At 42.1% G+C, this 17,982-nt stretch carries 16 protein-coding genes; 7 read left to right on the top strand and 9 right to left on the bottom strand.

From position 1 onward, the window contains the following. Window positions 1-14 precede the first annotated feature (14 nt). From BM156_RS19960 to BM156_RS19945, 4 genes are all read right to left on the bottom strand, one after another. The gene (locus tag BM156_RS19960) at window positions 15-3,224 is read right to left on the bottom strand and encodes a TonB-dependent receptor (protein ID WP_170847028.1); all 3,210 of its coding nucleotides are present in this window, start codon (window positions 3,222-3,224) and stop codon (window positions 15-17) included. 175 nt (window positions 3,225-3,399) lie between these two features. Beyond that, window positions 3,400-4,377: a FecR family protein gene (locus BM156_RS19955; RefSeq protein ID WP_093921673.1), complete on the bottom strand. Its 978-nt coding sequence runs from the start codon at window positions 4,375-4,377 to the stop codon at window positions 3,400-3,402. A 117-nt stretch (window positions 4,378-4,494) separates the two neighbouring features. Continuing rightward, the gene (locus tag BM156_RS19950) at window positions 4,495-5,088 is read right to left on the bottom strand and encodes an RNA polymerase sigma factor (RefSeq protein ID WP_093921672.1); all 594 of its coding nucleotides are present in this window, start codon (window positions 5,086-5,088) and stop codon (window positions 4,495-4,497) included. Window positions 5,089-5,131: 43 nt separating this feature from the next. Continuing rightward, entirely contained in the window at window positions 5,132-5,599 is a 468-nt protein-coding gene (locus BM156_RS19945) for a GNAT family N-acetyltransferase (RefSeq protein ID WP_093921671.1), read from the bottom strand. Window positions 5,600-5,836: 237 nt separating this feature from the next. On the opposite strand from BM156_RS19945, the gene BM156_RS19940 reads away from it, so the two are divergent. The 3 genes from BM156_RS19940 to BM156_RS19930 all read left to right on the top strand — a co-directional run bounded on the left by BM156_RS19940 (window position 5,837) and on the right by BM156_RS19930 (window position 8,667). After that, window positions 5,837-6,577: a polyprenol monophosphomannose synthase gene (locus BM156_RS19940; RefSeq protein WP_093921670.1), complete on the top strand. Its 741-nt coding sequence runs from the start codon at window positions 5,837-5,839 to the stop codon at window positions 6,575-6,577. Window positions 6,578-6,713: 136 nt separating this feature from the next. Continuing rightward, the gene (locus BM156_RS19935) at window positions 6,714-8,057 is read left to right on the top strand and encodes a dihydroorotase (protein ID WP_093921669.1); all 1,344 of its coding nucleotides are present in this window, start codon (window positions 6,714-6,716) and stop codon (window positions 8,055-8,057) included. Between the two features lie 19 nt (window positions 8,058-8,076). Then, window positions 8,077-8,667, top strand: coding sequence for a hypothetical protein (locus BM156_RS19930; RefSeq protein WP_093921668.1), 591 nt, complete (start codon window positions 8,077-8,079; stop codon window positions 8,665-8,667). A 9-nt stretch (window positions 8,668-8,676) separates the two neighbouring features. Here BM156_RS19930 and ygiD read toward each other — a convergent pair whose 3' ends face one another. Then, window positions 8,677-9,489, bottom strand: a complete 813-nt coding sequence (gene ygiD / locus BM156_RS19925) for a 4,5-DOPA-extradiol-dioxygenase (RefSeq protein ID WP_093921667.1) — start codon at window positions 9,487-9,489, stop codon at window positions 8,677-8,679. Between the two features lie 23 nt (window positions 9,490-9,512). Next, a complete protein-coding gene (locus tag BM156_RS19920; RefSeq protein WP_093921666.1) occupies window positions 9,513-10,142 on the bottom strand; it encodes an NAD(P)H-dependent oxidoreductase in 630 nt (209 codons plus the stop codon). A 120-nt stretch (window positions 10,143-10,262) separates the two neighbouring features. On the opposite strand from BM156_RS19920, the gene BM156_RS19915 reads away from it, so the two are divergent. Next, the gene (locus BM156_RS19915) at window positions 10,263-10,703 is read left to right on the top strand and encodes a winged helix-turn-helix transcriptional regulator (protein WP_093921665.1); all 441 of its coding nucleotides are present in this window, start codon (window positions 10,263-10,265) and stop codon (window positions 10,701-10,703) included. Window positions 10,704-10,724: 21 nt separating this feature from the next. Here BM156_RS19915 and BM156_RS19910 read toward each other — a convergent pair whose 3' ends face one another. The 3 genes from BM156_RS19910 to BM156_RS19900 all read right to left on the bottom strand — a co-directional run bounded on the left by BM156_RS19910 (window position 10,725) and on the right by BM156_RS19900 (window position 13,051). After that, entirely contained in the window at window positions 10,725-11,594 is an 870-nt protein-coding gene (locus tag BM156_RS19910; RefSeq protein ID WP_093921664.1) for a Cbp1 family collagen-binding glycoprotein adhesin, read from the bottom strand. Between the two features lie 138 nt (window positions 11,595-11,732). Next, the gene (locus BM156_RS20905) at window positions 11,733-12,542 is read right to left on the bottom strand and encodes a patatin-like phospholipase family protein (protein ID WP_139218347.1); all 810 of its coding nucleotides are present in this window, start codon (window positions 12,540-12,542) and stop codon (window positions 11,733-11,735) included. A 167-nt stretch (window positions 12,543-12,709) separates the two neighbouring features. After that, a complete protein-coding gene (locus BM156_RS19900) occupies window positions 12,710-13,051 on the bottom strand; it encodes a thioredoxin family protein (protein WP_093921662.1) in 342 nt (113 codons plus the stop codon). A gap of 229 nt (window positions 13,052-13,280) precedes the next feature. On the opposite strand from BM156_RS19900, the gene BM156_RS19895 reads away from it, so the two are divergent. The 3 genes from BM156_RS19895 (at window position 13,281) to BM156_RS19885 (ending at window position 17,909) form a co-directional block, all read left to right on the top strand. Beyond that, window positions 13,281-13,634, top strand: a complete 354-nt coding sequence (locus BM156_RS19895; RefSeq protein WP_244525770.1) for a DUF805 domain-containing protein — start codon at window positions 13,281-13,283, stop codon at window positions 13,632-13,634. 213 nt (window positions 13,635-13,847) lie between these two features. Further along, window positions 13,848-17,180, top strand: coding sequence for a transcription-repair coupling factor (mfd, locus tag BM156_RS19890; protein WP_244525769.1), 3,333 nt, complete (start codon window positions 13,848-13,850; stop codon window positions 17,178-17,180). A gap of 144 nt (window positions 17,181-17,324) precedes the next feature. Further along, window positions 17,325-17,909, top strand: a complete 585-nt coding sequence (locus BM156_RS19885; RefSeq protein WP_093921661.1) for an NAD(P)H-dependent oxidoreductase — start codon at window positions 17,325-17,327, stop codon at window positions 17,907-17,909. Window positions 17,910-17,982: the final 73 nt, after the last annotated feature.

The raw sequence follows: 17,982 nt of genomic DNA, 5'->3' as shown, positions 1-17,982 counted from the left end.
TCGTTTTTATTGATTTAGAATCCTAGGTTCACTCCCAAAATAATTGTTCTTGAATTTGGATAAGGTCCAAATGATTTTTCAGACTCCGGATCATAACCATCCCACTTGGTGAAAGTGTAAAGGTTCTTTCCACTCACGTAAAGTTTCAGGTTCGAAATGCCAAGGGTTTTCAACATGTGCTGAGGGAAATTGTAAGCTAAAGAGGCATCTTTAATCCGTACATAACTTGCATCTTGGTAGAATTTATGATCCAAAGCATTCTCATCGTAACCTGGTGCTACATACTCATTGCTTGGACGTTCTTCTGTCCAGTAAGGAATATTCAGGTAGTTAGTGTTTTTTTCAGGCAACCACTCACCCGGATCCAACAAGGTATTTTCTTTTGTTACGCCCTGTACCGTGTTCACATAAACTGAGAATGTCCAGTTTTTATAAGTTAGGGTGTTGGTCATTCCTCCAATCCAGTCGGGAAGTCTTGAGCCAATAATCTCACGGTCATCACCAGTAATCTTACCATCTTCTGTTACATCTTTGATAATTGGAGTTCCTGGCTGAGCACTTGGCATATGCGAGTTCGCAATATCATCATCTTTTTGCCAAATACCAGTCATCTTGTAATCGTAGTACACACGCAAAGGCTTTCCAATAAACCACTTGTTAGCCAAGTCATCTTTGCCATCTCCACGAAGCTCAACAATTTTGTCCCGGTTCATGGAGAAATTCAGATTGGTTGTCCAGCTAAAATCAGACTGCTTAATGTTTGTCGTATTCAGGTTAAATTCCAAACCTCTATTTTCGGTTTTACCAACATTATACAGAATGCTGGTATAACCATTCATTACAGGTAACTGACGGGACATCAATAGATTATCCGACTGACTCTTATACACATCGATATTACCCGACACGCGGTTTGCAAACAGGTTGAAATCCAATCCGATGTTTAAGGTAATTGTACTTTCCCACTTCAAGTCAGGGTTTCCAACTTTAGAGATAACCAAACCATTAACCGTTGTCTCGTTATCGCCATACACATAGTATCTGTTAGCAAACGAATCAAGTGTTTGGTAAGGAGAAATTCCCATGTTTCCGTTTTCACCCAACGAAGCCCGCAATTTCATGTAGTCGATAAAACCAAAGGTTTCGGAATCCTGCATAAAACCTTCCTGAGTTGGAATCCAGCCTAAGGCAAGTGATGGGAAAACCCCGTATTTGTTGTTCTCGCCAAAACCAGAATAGCCATCAATACGACCAGTAGCCGTAAAGAAATATTTATTGGCAAAATTGTAATTGATACGCCCCATGTAGGAAACCAATTCTGAGTCGGTCAGCTTCGATTCAATGTCTTTTTGTTCGGCCGACTGAATGTAGTGATACAGGTTATCATCATTCACAAATCCCTTACCTTCCAATTTCGATTCTTTGTAAGTTTCTGATTCACGACTGTAAAGTCCAGTAAAATCAAAATGATGTTCATTCAAATCAGCTTTGTATTTGATGATATTTTCCCAAGTCAAACGCTCCTGGCTGTAGTTCTCGATTTTAGCCAAGCCATTCGGTTGACGACCAGAAAGCGTATACGATGGATAGTAACTTCCAAATTCGCGGTTGTAGTAATCAAAACCTAAGTTTAAGCGGTAAGACAAGCCTTTAATAAATGGCAAAGTCAGCTCTCCAAACACATTGGCAAAAGCCCGTTTGGTTTCGTTATCCACCGTTGCTCCATCATTAGCATAAGGATTAGAATAGTAAGTCTGAGGTTCTTGTGGATAGTGTGTGTAACGCCCGTTTTCATCTTTTAGCTGTCCATAAGGACTAATTTTAATGGCGTTGGTTATTCCCGGTGAGTTTCCTCCCAAATCTTTATTCGTTAACTGAATGTTTACCCCGGTTTTCAACCACCCATTAATCTGGTGATCAACATTTGAACGCAAGGTGTACCGTTTCATGCCTGAATTTTCGACAATACCACGTTGATTCAAAAACCCAAGCGAAGTGTAGTAACTGGTTTTGTCGCTACCTCCAGACAAGCTCAACTGATGATCTTGCTGAGGGGCCGCCCTGAAAACCAAGTCTTGCCAATCCGTTTCAATACCTGCTTTATATTGAGGAAGCTCATCAGTCATCAATAAGTTTTCAGGAGACAAATCTTCTTTCCCTGAAAAGCCATTATAATCCTGCAAAAACTTTACGTAAGCAGGTCCATCCAGCAAGTCCAACTTATTTTCCACAGTCTGAACACCATAATAACCGCGGTAGTTAACCTGAACTTTTCCGGTTTTACCTCTTTTAGTTGTGATCAGAATAACTCCGTTGGCTGCACGTGCTCCATAGATCGCTGCCGACGATGCATCTTTCAAAACACTTGCAGACTCAATATCGCCGGGGTTAATATCATTCAAATTTCCCTCGAACGGAATTCCGTCCAAAATAATCAAGGGATTATTCGATGCAGAAAGTGAATTCTCTCCCCGAATACGCAGACGTGGCGCTTCGCCTGGAGAAGATTTGATATTGGTAATGTTCAATCCCGGAACTTTTCCCTGAAGTCCTTGCATGATGTTGGTATTCGGCAGTGTTTCCAGCTCTTCAGCTTTCACAGAATACACCGCACCGGTCAGGTCGCTTTTCTTTTGTTTTCCATACCCAATGGCCACAATTTCCTCAACACCAATAGCATCCACAACCATAGTAATATCCAGGCTTGTTTGGTTATTAATCAGAATCTCCTGAGTGCGCATTCCCACAAAGGAGAACACCAAGATTGATCCGGACTTGACCTCAGCTAACTGATAGACACCATCCAAGTCAGTAACCGTTCCCGTTGTTGTCGATTTCACAAAAACGGTAACACCCGGCAACGGGGCACCTGCTTCATCAACCACGGTTCCCTGAATTGTTAGGCTCTGTTGAACACCACTATTTTCAGCCGTGTATAGAATGATATGACGTTCATCAATTTCGTATTTTACATTGGTATCTTTAAATACCTGACCAAGCACACTTTCAATATCCTGATCAACCATCCGAATATTGATTTGTCGATTGAGATCAACAATTTCAGAACTGTAGGCAAACCTGAATTTGCTTTGTTCTTCAATTGCTTCCAGTACATCTTTAACCTTTGTTTGGCTAAAGTCAAGCTTCAACTTCGCAGTCTGGCTGTACGAGCTGGCAGTAACCTGCATCAGCCCGATGAAAAGAAAGAGAAATGTAAGTCGCATAATCCTTCCAGTTTGAGCATCGAAAAAAGGGCACAAAACGTCCCAAATTCCTGATTTTTTTTTCATAATTTTGTTCTGATTTTAAAAGGTTTATAAAATACACAGTCATTTACCGATGACTTGTTAACCTCAGGAAAGTGTTACCGCACTTTCCTGTTTCTTTTTAGTTCATAGTTTATTTTTTAGGTTGATATTGAATTTGAATGATTTCATTTTTTTGAACTGCTTTTACCGAAGCAATTTTTTCAATCAGCGATAGTACCTCCGCTAAAGACTCATTCTCAATACTAAATGTCAGATGAATGTTGCCTGCCTCAGGATCGATCTCAAACCGCTGATTATACCGTTTCTCCAGCTTTAAGACCAATTCACTCAACGGCTGATTGTAGATATGAATAATGCCTTCTTTCCAGGATGTGTATAAATCCGGATTCACCTTGGTTTTTCCAAGTTGCATCGACCTCCGATCAAACAAGGCCAACTCTTCCGGGTTAAGCTGAAGCAATAATTGATTGGTTTGGGACTGCACATTGACTGATCCCTCCTCCAAAACCACATGCATGCTATTCGAGTCGTCGTAGTTGGAAACCCCAAATCGGGTTCCGGTAACTTCAACACGCAATTCGCCCAAATCAACTTTAAAAGGAAGCCCTCTGTTCCTTTCAACAGCAAAAAAGGCTTCTCCTTTCACTTCAACATCCCGGTTATCAATCCCGTAATGATTATTATAAACCAAACTCGTTCCTGAGTTGATCCAGACCTTCGAACTATCAGGTAGCAGAATACTGGAAACCTGTCCGTACTCTGTGTTCACCTCGGTAAACTGCAAAGGGATTTCCGGCGAGCGGTTTACCAGCAGTAAAACGGAACTTCCGATGGCGAGCAACAACAAGAAAACCGCAGCATACTTATAGAGCGAAGCCAACTTCCGACTACGGGCAAGCTGCTGTTTTTCATACAATCGATTGCTCAGTCGCGACAAACTCAAATCCGAAGAAATATTTTTTGCGCTTTTCCGCTTCGCCTGCCACCATGCTTCCTTGACTTGGTTAAACTGAGCGAGGCCTTGTTCCTCTCGTAACCAATTCAGTAACTCTTGCTGGTCTTCAGCACCGAGCTTTCCATCCAAATAATCAATGATTTTCTTCTCCATTACTGATTGCTTTTCACTATTACATACACCAAAAACAAAAAAACCCTACCACCTTTTTTAAAAAAATCTCATTTTTTGTGATGCAACTAGAAAAGAATCGGAAGAATCAGCCTAAAGCTATTCCAGGAGAAGTGCAATAAGAATGGCCAGTTCAGCAAACTCAGCCATCAATTTTGTTTGAAGTTGTTTTTTAGAAAGGGATAAACTTTTTTCAACTGCTTTAATTGTGATTCCCAACTCCTGAGCAACTTCCTTTTGCTTTTTCCCCTCAATTTTGCACTTGACCAAAATTTCATGCTGCCTCTCGGGTAATTCATCAATTGCTTCTTTCAAAGCTTTCAGCAGTTGTTCCTCCAATTTCTGCCCTTCATGTCCCTCAAAATCGAGTTGATACAAATGTTGCAAATCGCTCCAGGGCTTCTCATCTATACTTAGCGACTCACCATTCAATTTTTGATCGCGCAGGTAATTCAGGCATTGGTTACGGGTGATTGTAAAAAGCAAGCTCTCCACCGATTTTGCAGGGTCAATTGTTTCCCGCTTTTCCCACAATTTCACAAACGCATTTTGCACCAAATCTTCAATCAGCACAAGATCTTTGAAAAAAAGTTTGCAGTAGTTTTTCAAACGGGGATTCATTAAAGCATACAATTCTTCGTAAGCTTTTGGCTCTCCACTGTTAAGTCTCGTATTTAAATCAATATCAATCATTAGCAGTTCCCCGATCTGACTAAGTCAATCGTCTTTTTAAAAATTACAAAATTTTCTCCCACAAATACATACGTGGTTCACAATCGTTGTAACCCGCTTTTTGATACAGCTTCCGGGCGCCAACGTTATCATGTCGAACTTCCAGGTTGATGCGGCAATAACCATGCTCCCGAGCAAATGCTGCAATTCCTTCCAGCAAAAATAAACCTGCTCCTTTTCCTCTAAAATCAGGATGAACTACAAAATCGTGAATATTAATCAGTGGTTTGGCCTGAAAAGTTGAAAAGTCATGATTGCAATTGGCCAATGCGGCATATTCTCCGTCGGCAACTGCAAAAAAGCCCAAATAGCCAGAATAAGTACGAAGCCCTTTCATAATTTTTGGAGCCATATTCTGGTTCATCGGAGCTCCCTTGCCCATCTCATCCTGCATGTAAATATCCAGCAATCTCAGTAACTGTTTTTCATGAGTTTCATTCGTCAGATCAATTGGCACAAATGTGTAATTCATTCTTTTTTGCCGCTAAAAGTAATGAAATCATGAAAGATTAACGAATACACCTGTCAATCCATTACCAATGCCTTCAATTACGTTTTACATTCATTTTAAACATTCTTGTTTATGATGTAAAAAAGAAGGTGGAATTCTTCTTCTGCTGAAAAAAAGAGTCAATCTTTGTTAAATGTGCCCGATACTGCACTAAATTTCTGTATTTTCGCATCTAGAACTAATCATTTTTAAATTGAAATGAAGAACCTGGTAATCATTCCAACTTACAACGAGAAAGAAAATGTTGAAAAGATGGTCCGGAAGGTGTTTTCGCTTCCATCCGCTTTCCACATTTTAATTATTGAGGATGGATCGCCTGACGGAACTGCAGCCATCGTAAAAAAACTTCAATCCGAATTCTCCGGTCAACTGCATATGATCGAACGAAAAGGGAAGCTTGGCCTTGGGACTGCTTACCTTACAGGTTTTAACTGGGCTCTGGAAAATGGCTACGACTTCATTTTCGAAATGGACTGCGATTTCTCCCATCCCCCTGAAGATCTGGAGAACCTTTATAAAGCCTGCAATAAAGAAGGTGCTGATGTTGCTATTGGCTCCAGATACATTAAAGGAATCAACGTGATTAACTGGCCACTTGGGCGAGTACTCATGTCTTACTTTGCGTCCGTTTATGTGCGGATGGTAACTGGCATGAAAATCATGGACACAACGGCTGGATTCAAGTGTTACACACGCCGTGTGCTTGAAACCATCGATCTGGATGACATTCGACTGAAAGGTTATGGGTTTCAGATTGAGATGAAGTTCACAGCCTGGAAACACGGCTTTAAACTGGTTGAAGTTCCAATTATTTTCACAGAACGCCAGGAAGGAACGTCTAAAATGAGCGGAGGCATTTTTAACGAAGCACTTTGGGGTATCTTAAAAATGAAAATCCGAAGTTGGGTTAAAAAATATCCACCTTATCAAGCTCAATAAAAAACCAGTCAACACTCGTTCTTTGTGGACAATTACACAAGCAAACGAATTGTAATATCAAAATATAAGGCTGCAGAAATGTAGCCTTTTCAATTATGGTTTCGTAATTTAAATAAGAAAATAAAACCCGATCACTATGAAAACACTCATCCACAACACCACGATTATCAATGAAGGAAGACGTTTCAACGGTAGTGTTTTGATTGAAGATGAACTGATCAAACAGATCTTCAATGAAGAGGAAGTCCCTCAAGAGATACTCGATCAGGCAACCGTTATTGACGGAAGTGGGAAATTGTTGATTCCGGGTGTGATCGACGATCAGGTTCATTTTCGCGAACCAGGGCTAACCCATAAGGGAGAAATTGCCACTGAGTCGCAGGCAGCTTTGGCTGGAGGTGTTACCTCCTACATGGAAATGCCCAACACGAAACCACAGGCTACAACTCAGGCTGAGTTAGCCAAAAAATATGCTCGAGCAGCAGAAGTTTCAGCTGTCAACTATTCCTTTTTCATGGGGGCAACCAACAACAACCTGGATGAAGTGCTGAAAACAGATCCGACCAAAGTTTGCGGAATTAAAGTTTTCATGGGCTCATCAACAGGAAATATGCTTGTTGACGATGAAAAAACTCTGTCTGAAATTTTCAGGAATGCTCCAACACTCGTGGCAACCCATTGTGAGGACGAAGAAATTATTCGACGCAATACCGAAATCTACCGTCAAAAATATGGCGAAATTGTGCCAATCTCAAGACATCCAAAAATTCGAAGTGCCGAGGCCTGTTTCAAGTCATCATCCAAGGCCGTAGAATTAGCTCGAAAGTACGACACGCGCTTGCACGTGCTTCACCTTTCTTCAGCCGAAGAGATGCAGCTTTTTGATGCAGGCCCGGTGAAAGACAAAAAAGTTACCGCCGAGGTTTGTGTTCATCACTTATGGTTTGAAGAGAAAGATTACATCGCCTACGGAACCCGGATCAAATGGAACCCAGCCGTGAAATCGGCAACTGACAGACAAGCTCTTTGGGAGGCCTTACTGGCAGATAAAATCGATGTGATTGCCACCGACCATGCCCCGCACACCCTCGATGAAAAATCACATGCCTATTTTCAAGCTCCTTCAGGAGGGCCATTGGTTCAACATTCATTAACTGCCATGCTTGAGTTTGTCAAACAAGGAAAGCTTTCTGCAGAAAAAGTTGTTGAGAAAATGTGTCATGCACCTGCTGATTTGTTCCGCATCGACCGCCGTGGGTATATTCGCGAAGGTTATTATGCTGACTTGGTTTTGGTTAATCCAGATAAAGCGTGGACGGTTTGTCCTGAAAATATTTTCTACAAATGTGGCTGGTCTCCTTTTGAAGGAACCACATTCAGCCACCAGGTTTCCAAGGTTTTTGTCAATGGTGAATTAGCCTATGATCGCGGAGAGGTTAAAAAACATGTTCGTGGCAAGCAACTAAACTTCGTGGTTTAACATCTTTTTCTAAAAAAAGATGTACTCGAAACTCACCATTCTATTCCTGTTCCTTACGCTTGGTGCTTTGGGACAGGAACATTCCAAGCCAAAGTTTTATGCCAGCCTTGGAGCCGGAGTCGGCAACTACTGGGGATTTACCCCGGCTGTCAATTACGGAATCAAAGATCGCTTTGCCGTTGGAATTCAATACTTGGGCTTATACCAAAAGGCAGACAAGCCAACAGATTACTCTACCGGCTTAGTCGATCTTTTTGAGCTAAGATTCAATCAATCCAACAAAAAATTGCATGCCGTTGCTTTTACCGGAGGACAATACCTTACGCCTTCGTTGCGCAACTGCCGATGGCTAATTCAAGGTGGAGTTGCATTTTTATCCCATTCGATTCCAACCAACTGGGAGCAAACATCAACGACCTATTTCCCGTGGGTAGAGAACTATTCTTACAGCAGACATACCGACTATCAAATTGGCTTGCTGCTCTCCCCTCAGTTTGAGTTTGCTTCAGTTGATAATATGGGAATTTCGTTTGGACCATATGCGTTAGTCAGCAAAAGTACGAGTGCCTATGGTTTTAGCCTAAGCTTTTTAGTTGGCCGGATTCGCTAAAAAGCTACGCTACTGATGATACAATATGGAGCGCATGGAAACAGAGCCCAAATCAATTGTCTCATTAAAAAAGACAGGCGCCTCATCTTTCCTTTTCAGACCCAGCACATAAAACAGCGGCAACAGATGATCGTAAGTTGGATGTGCCAACTTGCTTAGTTCGCCCCATTGCTGAAAGTCCATGGCTTGCTGGTCATCTCCCTTTTCAATAATCTCAGCCAGTTTCTGATCAAACTCCAAGGCCCAATCAAATGACTTCCCAGACAAATTCATTCGCCTCAGGTTATGAACCAAATTACCACTTCCTACCACCAAAACTCCCTTATCCCGCAGCTTTTGCAAACTTTGGGCTAACTCGTAATGGTAGCTCATCGGCTGATGGTAATCAATGCTCAGTTGAAGGACAGGAATATCGGCCAACGGAAACATAGGCTTTAAAACGGCCCAGCTCCCGTGGTCCAATCCCCAGTTGTAATCTGGCCTGATCTCATGGCTCTTGCTCATGACAATCAACTCGTCGGCCAACTCAGGCTCGCCCGGAGCAGGATATTGTTGCTGAAAAAGCTCATCAGGAAAACCGCCAAAGTCATGGATGGTTCTCGGGTTAGGCATGGCTGTAACAGCCGTTCCGCGCGTTAGCCAATGCGCCGACACACTTAATATTGCCTGCGGTTTTGGAAGCTTCTGTCCCAGCAACTCCCAACTTTTCCGATACGCATTGTCCAAAATCGTATTCATCGGATTGCCATGCCCAATAAAAAGCAAAGGCATCCGCTCTGAAGGCTTCAGACCATCCATCCAGTCTTTGAAGTTCTTATCCATAGCTTTTTGAATCAGTTGTTTCTTTAAGCTCTAACAAACAACTCCTCTTTTTGTCGGCGAACTTTTTGAGCGGCAGCTAAACCATCCTTCTCCGCATCGCGATAACCCAAAGTAATCATCACGACTGAGCTGAGTCCCTTCTCCTTCAATCCTAATATTTTGTCCATCTCATTTTTGTCAAATCCTTCCATGGGGGTCGCATCTACTTTTTCGGCAGCAGCAGCTACCAAGCCAACACCAAAGGCAATATACGCCTGACGAGCGGTCCAGTTTTTTACAGTTTCGACATCTTCTTGTCCAATAAACTGCTTAATCATGGTTTTAAATCCATCCAGGCTTTCTTCATCAACACCTCTTGTTGTTGCAATATCCCGCATGTAACGATCAATACTCTCATCCTGCACCTCGTTCCACGAAGCAAACACCAACAAATGGGAACCTTCCATGACTTGAGGCTGCTGATTTGATTTCTCGCTAATTTCTTTTTTCAACTGCTCATCTTCAACCACAATGACTGAAAAAGGCTGTAATCCCAAAGATGTTGGCGCCAGTTGAATGGCATCCAGAATACGATTCACCTTCTCTTCAGGAACTTTTTCACCATTCATTCGTTTAGCAGCATAACGCCAGTTTAAAGCTTCAATTAATTCCATAACTCTCTAATTTTCCTTTTTAATATTTGTTTTCTGAACTACAATAGTTACTTTTAGTGCCTCAATATTACTTAGTAACTAATAATAAAACAAGAGGGCATTCTATAATCACTTAGTCACATGGAAGTAACTATTAATGAAACTCAAGCAAATACGATTCAGGAAAAAGTCAAAACTTTTTTTGATCCGAACAATCATCCGGCAGGTTTTTGCCCGGTGAAAGACGTGGTTGACCGAATTGGAGATAAATGGTCTTTGTTAGCGATCTTGAATTTGGGTTACGGAGAGCGCCTTCGATTTAATCAACTGAAGACGCAAATTGAAGGTATTTCGCAACGTATGCTGACAGTTACCCTGCGTTCGCTCGAACGAGACGGACTGGTGAATCGCTATGTTTATGCCGAAGTTCCTCCGCGGGTAGAATATGAATTGACTCCAATGGGAGAAAAGCTTTTGGTGAAGGTGTGGGAATTGGCAGACTGGGCCATCGAGTACAAGGCTCAAATTTTGGAATCGCGCGCTGCCTATGATAAGAAAGCTGCTAAAAAAACGAGGAGCTAAATAAGCTCCCCGCTGTTTTTATTAGTTGACGACCAGAACCAGGTACCTGTTGGTTTCCCAAAACCGTTCCGGATCGTTGATGACCAGTTTTTCAATCTTCTCATCACCAATCAAATCAAAGCTGGCTGCCGGGTGAGTTGTGATTACTTTTGCCTTTTTTGCATTCAAGCTAATTTCGTGTACCTCCCGAATATCAATTTCTGTAAAAAGATCGGGGTTGAAGTCCTTACGGAATTTAAGACTGCGTCCCAGTCCCAGGAAACCACCTTCCCGTTCAACAATTCCATTTTCGATGAGCTCTTTGGCTGTTCCAAATACATAATAAGCGGTATTCATCTGCTTTACTTGCTCATCAATGGTCGTTGTTTTTTCCTCAATTACCCGAGCCTGCTCCTCTGCCTGCTCTTCAGCAGCCAACAAACTCTGGTTTAAGGTTGAAATATTCAGATGAAGTTGCTCCATCTCTGTCCGCAAGGTAGCAATCTCCACATCTTTTTCTTCCAACTGCCGGTTCATCCGATCCAACATTTTCTGCATTTCACTGACTTTATAAGTCGAATTATTGAGTTTCTTCGTTTGATTGGCTACCAGCTCCCTGTTTTGTTCCAGCAAACTGCTGATTACAGAAAGATCCTGAAGTATCTTCTGCCGGTCGCTTGCTTTGGGTTCAGCATTTTTGCTCGAAGAAATATTGACAATGTCCTCCAATCGTTTTATTGAATCAAGATTGGTCTGAATGGCGTTCATGGTTCCAATAAAATCGTTAATTGCCACATCCTTGACCTCGGCAAGTTGTGATAAACTGTCTTGAACAGCTTGCATCCGATCAATCTTTTTCTGTTGACAACCAACCAAAGCAACGAAAGCAAACAAAAGCAAAGTAATTCTCATGATTTTTCTTTTTTAGCGTTTAGCAACTCAAGCATCTTTCGATTGGATTTACTTTCCAAAAGAGTCCTTAAGCCTTTCAAAGTTAAGTTCTTTTAACGAACAAAACCATCCTTTATTTATACGAAACCTGATGCTGTTTTATTTTGGTAATTGTCGTCTTTTCTTTTCAGCCATCACTTCCTCCAAATCCAACTGGTCGAAAAACTCCAGAATCCTGTTTTCGGTTTCATCAAAACCAATTTGGTAAATCTCATCAGCCCGGGCAAAATCGAATGTGTTAAACTGACGTACCTTGGGAGGATCAATCACAAAGTCGCATAAGTCAAATTTATCCACCACATTTCGACCAATAGCCAGTCGAAAGCAGCGTTCAGCAATGGTTTTCATCCCTGCAACTTCCTTCATCGCTTCGTTGTGATTCACATGCACGCCAATGATCAAGTCGGTTTCGTCCACCAAAGGTTCTACCGGAAGATTGTTTAAAAGCCCGCCATCAACATAGGTTTGTCCATCAATTATCCTCGGTTCAAATACAATTGGAATGGAAGCCGAAGCCAGCACAAAGTCAATTAGCTTCCCACACGAGACCAGCTCAATTTGTCCGCTGTTCAGGTTGGTTACTGCGCAGTGAAATGTTCTCTTCAGCGAGGAGAAATCATCCACCGGAATGTGTTCGCGCAAAAGCTCTTCCACCTTATCCAGATCAAGCAGTCCACTGGATGGCAAACCCCAGCTAATAATTTTATGCACTTTGCGCTCTTTCACAATGTTTAAAATCTCGGTTGGCTGATAGCCCGCAGCATACAAAACACCAACAATTGCCCCCATGCTTGTCCCTGAAACAACCTCAGGATGAATACCGTATTTCCCTAAGGCTGCCAAAACGCCGATATGGGCAATTCCTCGAGCTCCCCCGCCACTTAAGGCTATTCCTACTTTTAATTTCATTCGTTTAGATTTTTTTTGCCAGATAAAGATACTGGAAAACAAAAAATCCACCGGTATTTCCCGATGGATTTTAAAATTGCATAAACCTAAAAATTAAGGATATCAAACAGTTTTCACTGTTGACAATTCGGAGAATCCCCTCTTTCTCCTAAAGCAAGTGCAATCTCTTACACGAGCTTTTCTTCAATGATCGACTTAATTTGATCTTTATTTTGAATGCTACTGGTTGCATGAACCAGCTCTCCGTTTTTGTAATACACCGTAAAAGGCAATCCCATGAAGCTGCTACATTCCGGAGCATCCCGGATTACTGCTGCATCAGGAATATCAAATTCCATATCCGCAAAGACCACTTGGTCAACTTCATTCTCCAGCTCACTCATCGCTGCATATACCGGAATGCACATTGGCCCCATTCGTCCGCAGCATATCATGACATTCTCATTTTCTTCAATCAGCTTTTTATGATCGTCAGCTGACAACACGTGTTTCAAATTTGTATGAAGCATAGCTCTATTGTATTAATTTATTTACATACTTCGATATATCAATTCGTGTGCCAATAATTTTCAAGCTGACAGCCTGACAGCTACCAACTTAAAATCATTACAAAAAATTAATCGATTTAAAAATGAACATAAAACCGAAAACAGCGTTTTGGAGGTCGTTTAACAAAGGTGTAAAACGAGCTATCTCATTTTTAAAAAATTCATTTTTATTGATTCAAATTATTAAACTATGATTAATTGGTATTTAACTGTACTTAAGCGGTACGCAGAATTCTCAGGACGGTCCAGAAGAAGTGAATACTGGTACTTTGCTTTAGGAAGCTTTATTGCAGCAATTGTTCTAAACCTTTTAGACCTGATGCTTGGAAGCTTTGGAATTTTAACCCTTCTGTACTCGCTTCTGGTACTTGTTCCGGGGCTTGCGGTAAGCATTCGTCGACTTCATGATACCAGCCGGAGTGGTTGGTGGTTGTTAATTTCATTAATCCCGCTTATTGGAGCCATTGTCCTAATTATTTTCATGGTTCAGGAAGGCGATCCCAACGAAAACCAATACGGTCCCAACCCAAAATTGGAAGCTTAAACACTCCCTGATTCATTAATCGCAGAAAGAGACTATTCCAACCAACGGTCTGACGTTTCACCATTCAGCTAAACCTTCATATACAAAAGGATAATAGCTGTAAAAAAGCAATGAAGCAACGTATTTGCCTGGGGTTGTGGAATCGTCTCTTTTTCGTTTATTTTTCTTCTGGAGAAAACTAATGGTTATCTTTGTCCGAAATTTTTGTGTCTTTTGAAATTGAAGAAATTCAAATCGGTATTTGAACAGCAAACGTTTACTCAATCGTTGCTGGAGAAAATGAATACCCCGGGTGAAAAAATTCACCTGTCGGGGCTTGTTGGTTCGTCGCAAACAGTACTTGCTGCTTTATTAGCTGAAAAACGACCAGAACCACTGGTTTTTATTTTGAGTGACAAAGAGGAAGCAGCTTATTTTTACGATGATTTGGTTAACCTCCAACCAACATCGCCGATCTTCTTTTTCCCAAGTTCATACAAAAAATCGATTCAGTACGATGCCATCGAGCAGGAACACATTATTCTTCGCACCGAGGTCCTCAATCAATTGCATTCTGAAAATCAGATTGGGATTGTAACTTACCCCGAAGCCTTGGCTGAAAAGGTAATTTCAGGAGAGGGGCTGGATTCCAACAGCTTCCCGGTTCGGAAGAATGACAAACTGTCCATTTCATTTCTGAATGATGTTCTTTATGAATATGGTTTTGAGCGGGTTGATTTTGTTGTTGAGCCCGGACAATATTCCATCCGGGGAAGCTTGGTGGATATTTATTCGTTTTCGCACGAAGATCCTTACCGGCTCGATTTTTTTGGAGATGACGTTGACAGCATTCGAAGCTTCGACATTGAGAACCAAATTTCGAAAACGCAGCTTGACAAAATCGTCATCATCCCCAATATTCAACAAGGCTTAGAAGACGAGACCCGCGATAACTTCCTGAACTTTTTGCCTAGCAAAAGCAGCATTTTTATTCAAAATGTAGCTCTAGTAAGCGATTTGATTGGTTCTATTTATCAGCAAACCCTGGAGCAGGATAACCTGCCCGCCAATATTGCCGACCGGATTGTTTCTGCGGATGAGTTCTCAAAAGCCCTGGAGCGATTCACCTGTCTCGAAACAGGTACTGCAAACTACTTTCAGACATCACTTCAATTCAATTTTGACACCACGGCCCAACCCATATTCAACAAGAACTTTGAGCTACTGGCCCAAAACCTGCAAGACAATGTTGCCAATGGCTACACCAACTTCATCTTGTCTTCAAACGAAAAGCAAATTGAACGCTTGCATGCCATTTTTAACGATCAGCAGTTGAATGTCGAGTTTACCGACCTCAACTTCACCTTGCACGAAGGTTTCGTGAGTCATGACCTAAAAGTTTGCTGTTATACCGACCACCAGATTTTTGAACGCTACCATCGTTTTAAACTCAAAACACGGAAGCCTCAAAAGGAAAGCATCTCCATCAAAGAGTTAAACAAGCTGCACCAAGGAGATTACGTCGTACACATTGATCATGGAATCGGGAAATTTGCCGGCTTGGTGAAAACCGAAGTCAATGGCAAAATGCAGGAAGCTATTCGTCTTGTTTACCGCGATAATGATGTCTTGTTTGTCAGTATTCATTCCTTGCACCGTATTTCGAAATACAAAGGGAAAGATGGCCTGGAGCCCAAGATAAACAAGCTGGGAACCGGTGCTTGGCAGAAAATGAAGGATCGCACCAAGAAAAAGGTTAAAGACATTGCCAAAGATCTGATTGCCCTTTATGCCGAACGCAAGAAAGAACGCGGATTTGCATTTACACCCGACTCCTACCTGCAAAATGAGTTGGAAGCTTCGTTTATTTACGAAGATACGCCCGACCAGATGAAAGCAACACAAGCGCTCAAAGAGGACATGGAAAAAGAAATGCCCATGGACCGCTTGGTTTGTGGTGATGTTGGCTTCGGGAAAACAGAAATTGCCATTCGTGGTGCTTTTAAAGCCGTGGCCGACAGCAAGCAAGTGGCTGTTTTGGTTCCTACAACAATTCTGGCTTTACAACATTATAAAACCTTTTCGGATCGGTTGAAAGATTTCCCGGCACGCATTGAGTACATCAGCCGACTAAGACCTGCGGGCGAAGTACGGAAAATTCTGCGAGCCGTTGAAGCTGGAGAAGTGGACATTCTGATTGGTACCCACCGCCTGGTAGGCAAAGATGTGAAGTTTAAAGACCTGGGACTGTTGGTAGTTGACGAAGAGCAGAAGTTTGGGGTTTCGGTTAAGGAAAAACTAAAACAGCTCAAAGTAAATGTTGACACCTTAACACTAACGGCAACGCCTATTCCGAGAACCCTCCAGTTCTCTTTAATGGGTGCCCGCGACTTATCCATTATTCAAACGCCGCCGCCTAACCGTTACCCAATCATTACCGAGTTGCACGGATTCAACGAAGACACCATTCGTGAGGCCATCAACTACGAAGTATCGCGGAATGGACAAGTGTTTTTTATTCACAACCGGGTTCAAAATATTTTTGAGGTTGAAGCAGCCATTAAACGCATTGTGCCTGGAGTTAAAACCGTGGTTGGGCATGGACAGATGGAAGGCCCCAAGCTGGAAAAGATCATGCTTGACTTCATCAATGGAGAGTACGATGTATTAATCGCCACCACCATTATTGAATCGGGTCTGGATATCCCCAACGCCAACACCATCATTATTAACCATGCGCAAAACTTTGGGCTGAGCGATCTGCATCAGCTGCGCGGACGCGTTGGCCGTTCCAACAAAAAAGCTTTTTGCTACCTGCTGACTCCTCCGCTATCGACCTTAACGACAGAAGCACGCAGGCGACTTCAAGCAATCGAAGAATTCTCGGAGCTGGGAAGCGGATTCAACATTGCCATGCGCGACTTGGATATTCGAGGCGCCGGAAACCTGCTGGGAGCTGAGCAAAGTGGATTCATTGCAGATATTGGATACGAAACCTATCATCGTATTTTGAACGAGGCCATGCAGGAGCTTAAACAAGGTGAATACCAAGAGCTGTTTAAAGAAGAGCAGGAAGATGCCGGAAAAGCTTTTCTGCAAACCCAGTTTGTTAGCGATTGTCAAATTGATACAGACATGGAGCTGTTATTTCCTGACAGCTACATTCAAAGCATCTCAGAACGCATGCTGCTTTATCGCGAGTTGGACAACATGGAAACAGAAGACAACTTGCAACAATTTGAGCTTGGGCTGATTGACCGATTCGGAAAGCTTCCACAAGCCAGCAAAGAATTACTTGAAGTGGTTCGCTTGCGTTGGGTGGCAATTGCCATAGGTATTGAGCGCATTGTTTTGAAAAACAAAAAGATGATCTGCTACTTCATTGCCGATCAACAATCTCCTTATTACCAATCACCAGCCTTCACCAAGGTGCTGCAATACATTCAGCAAAACCCAACAAAGGCTCGTATGAAAGAAAAGAAAGATAAGCTCAGCCTGAGTTTTGACGACATTAAGACCATTGTTTCAGCCCGAACCATTTTAAATGAAATCGATACCATTTCTTAATTAATCCGCCAATTCCTTCCATTAGCCGATTTATACAAGGCAGGTGAAAGTTGCTTTGCTAGTTTTGACCTTTGAAAACAAAAAAACAGAACAAGCACAGCGCGAGGGAAATCCCTCAGCACAACACAACAAAACACCAAGGCCATGAAACAAGTACTAATTATAAACGGCCATCCTGATCCGAAAAGCTTCGGACAGGCCTTGGCCGAAAAGTATCAACACGGAGCGATACAGTCGGGAACTTCGGTTGATGTAATTCACTTACATCAGCTAACTTTTAATCCCAATTTACAATACGGTTACCGCAAGCGAACCGAACTGGAACCAGACCTGATCGAAGCGCAGCAAAAAATTAAAGCAGCCAGTCACCTGGTTTTCATTTATCCCACCTGGTGGGGCACACTCCCAGCCCTTCTCAAAGGTTTTATCGATCGGGTCTTTCTCCCCGGATTTGCTTTCGAGAACAAGCCCAACAGCATCTTCTGGGATAAAAAGCTGAAAGGAAAATCGGCTCGGATCATCACCACCATGGACACCCCCAAATGGTATTACCGCTTATTTTATCGCAACACCGGTCATCATGCGATGAAAAATGCCTTCCTGAATTTCTGCGGCGTTAAGCCTGTTCATATTACCAGCTTCCAAATTGTTAAAGCATCCAATGAGAAGCAACGGCAAAAATGGCTGCAAAAAACAGAACAACTAGGACAAAGAGACGGCGCTAAGTAACTAATAACAAAGCAATCTCATCTTTAAGAATCTGTATTTTACTATTTTTATAGTAAAAAATCTATAAAAATAG

The organism is Sunxiuqinia elliptica (assembly GCF_900113005.1).
GTDB classification, from domain to species: domain Bacteria; phylum Bacteroidota; class Bacteroidia; order Bacteroidales; family Prolixibacteraceae; genus Sunxiuqinia; species Sunxiuqinia elliptica.
The sequence above is the reverse complement of the archived record's forward strand: the minus strand, read 5'-3'. Positions and strand labels throughout refer to the sequence as shown.

Bases quoted from the DNA above. Each gene is read 5' to 3' on its own strand.
- BM156_RS19895 (WP_244525770.1), top strand. From the start codon at position 13,281: ATGATTAATTGGTATTTAACTGTACTTAAGCGGTACGCAGAATTCTCA.
- BM156_RS19930 (WP_093921668.1), top strand. From the start codon at position 8,077: ATGTACTCGAAACTCACCATTCTATTCCTGTTCCTTACGCTTGGTGCT.
- BM156_RS19910 (WP_093921664.1), bottom strand. From the start codon at position 11,594: ATGAGAATTACTTTGCTTTTGTTTGCTTTCGTTGCTTTGGTTGGTTGT.
- BM156_RS19885 (WP_093921661.1), top strand. From the start codon at position 17,325: ATGAAACAAGTACTAATTATAAACGGCCATCCTGATCCGAAAAGCTTC.
- BM156_RS19955 (WP_093921673.1), bottom strand. From the start codon at position 4,377: ATGGAGAAGAAAATCATTGATTATTTGGATGGAAAGCTCGGTGCTGAA.
- ygiD (WP_093921667.1), bottom strand. From the start codon at position 9,489: ATGGATAAGAACTTCAAAGACTGGATGGATGGTCTGAAGCCTTCAGAG.
- BM156_RS19945 (WP_093921671.1), bottom strand. From the start codon at position 5,599: ATGAATTACACATTTGTGCCAATTGATCTGACGAATGAAACTCATGAA.
- BM156_RS19950 (WP_093921672.1), bottom strand. From the start codon at position 5,088: ATGATTGATATTGATTTAAATACGAGACTTAACAGTGGAGAGCCAAAA.
- BM156_RS19920 (WP_093921666.1), bottom strand. From the start codon at position 10,142: ATGGAATTAATTGAAGCTTTAAACTGGCGTTATGCTGCTAAACGAATG.
- BM156_RS19940 (WP_093921670.1), top strand. From the start codon at position 5,837: ATGAAGAACCTGGTAATCATTCCAACTTACAACGAGAAAGAAAATGTT.
- BM156_RS19900 (WP_093921662.1), bottom strand. From the start codon at position 13,051: ATGCTTCATACAAATTTGAAACACGTGTTGTCAGCTGACGATCATAAA.
- BM156_RS19915 (WP_093921665.1), top strand. From the start codon at position 10,263: ATGGAAGTAACTATTAATGAAACTCAAGCAAATACGATTCAGGAAAAA.
- BM156_RS19935 (WP_093921669.1), top strand. From the start codon at position 6,714: ATGAAAACACTCATCCACAACACCACGATTATCAATGAAGGAAGACGT.
- BM156_RS20905 (WP_139218347.1), bottom strand. From the start codon at position 12,542: ATGAAATTAAAAGTAGGAATAGCCTTAAGTGGCGGGGGAGCTCGAGGA.
- BM156_RS19960 (WP_170847028.1), bottom strand. From the start codon at position 3,224: ATGCGACTTACATTTCTCTTTCTTTTCATCGGGCTGATGCAGGTTACT.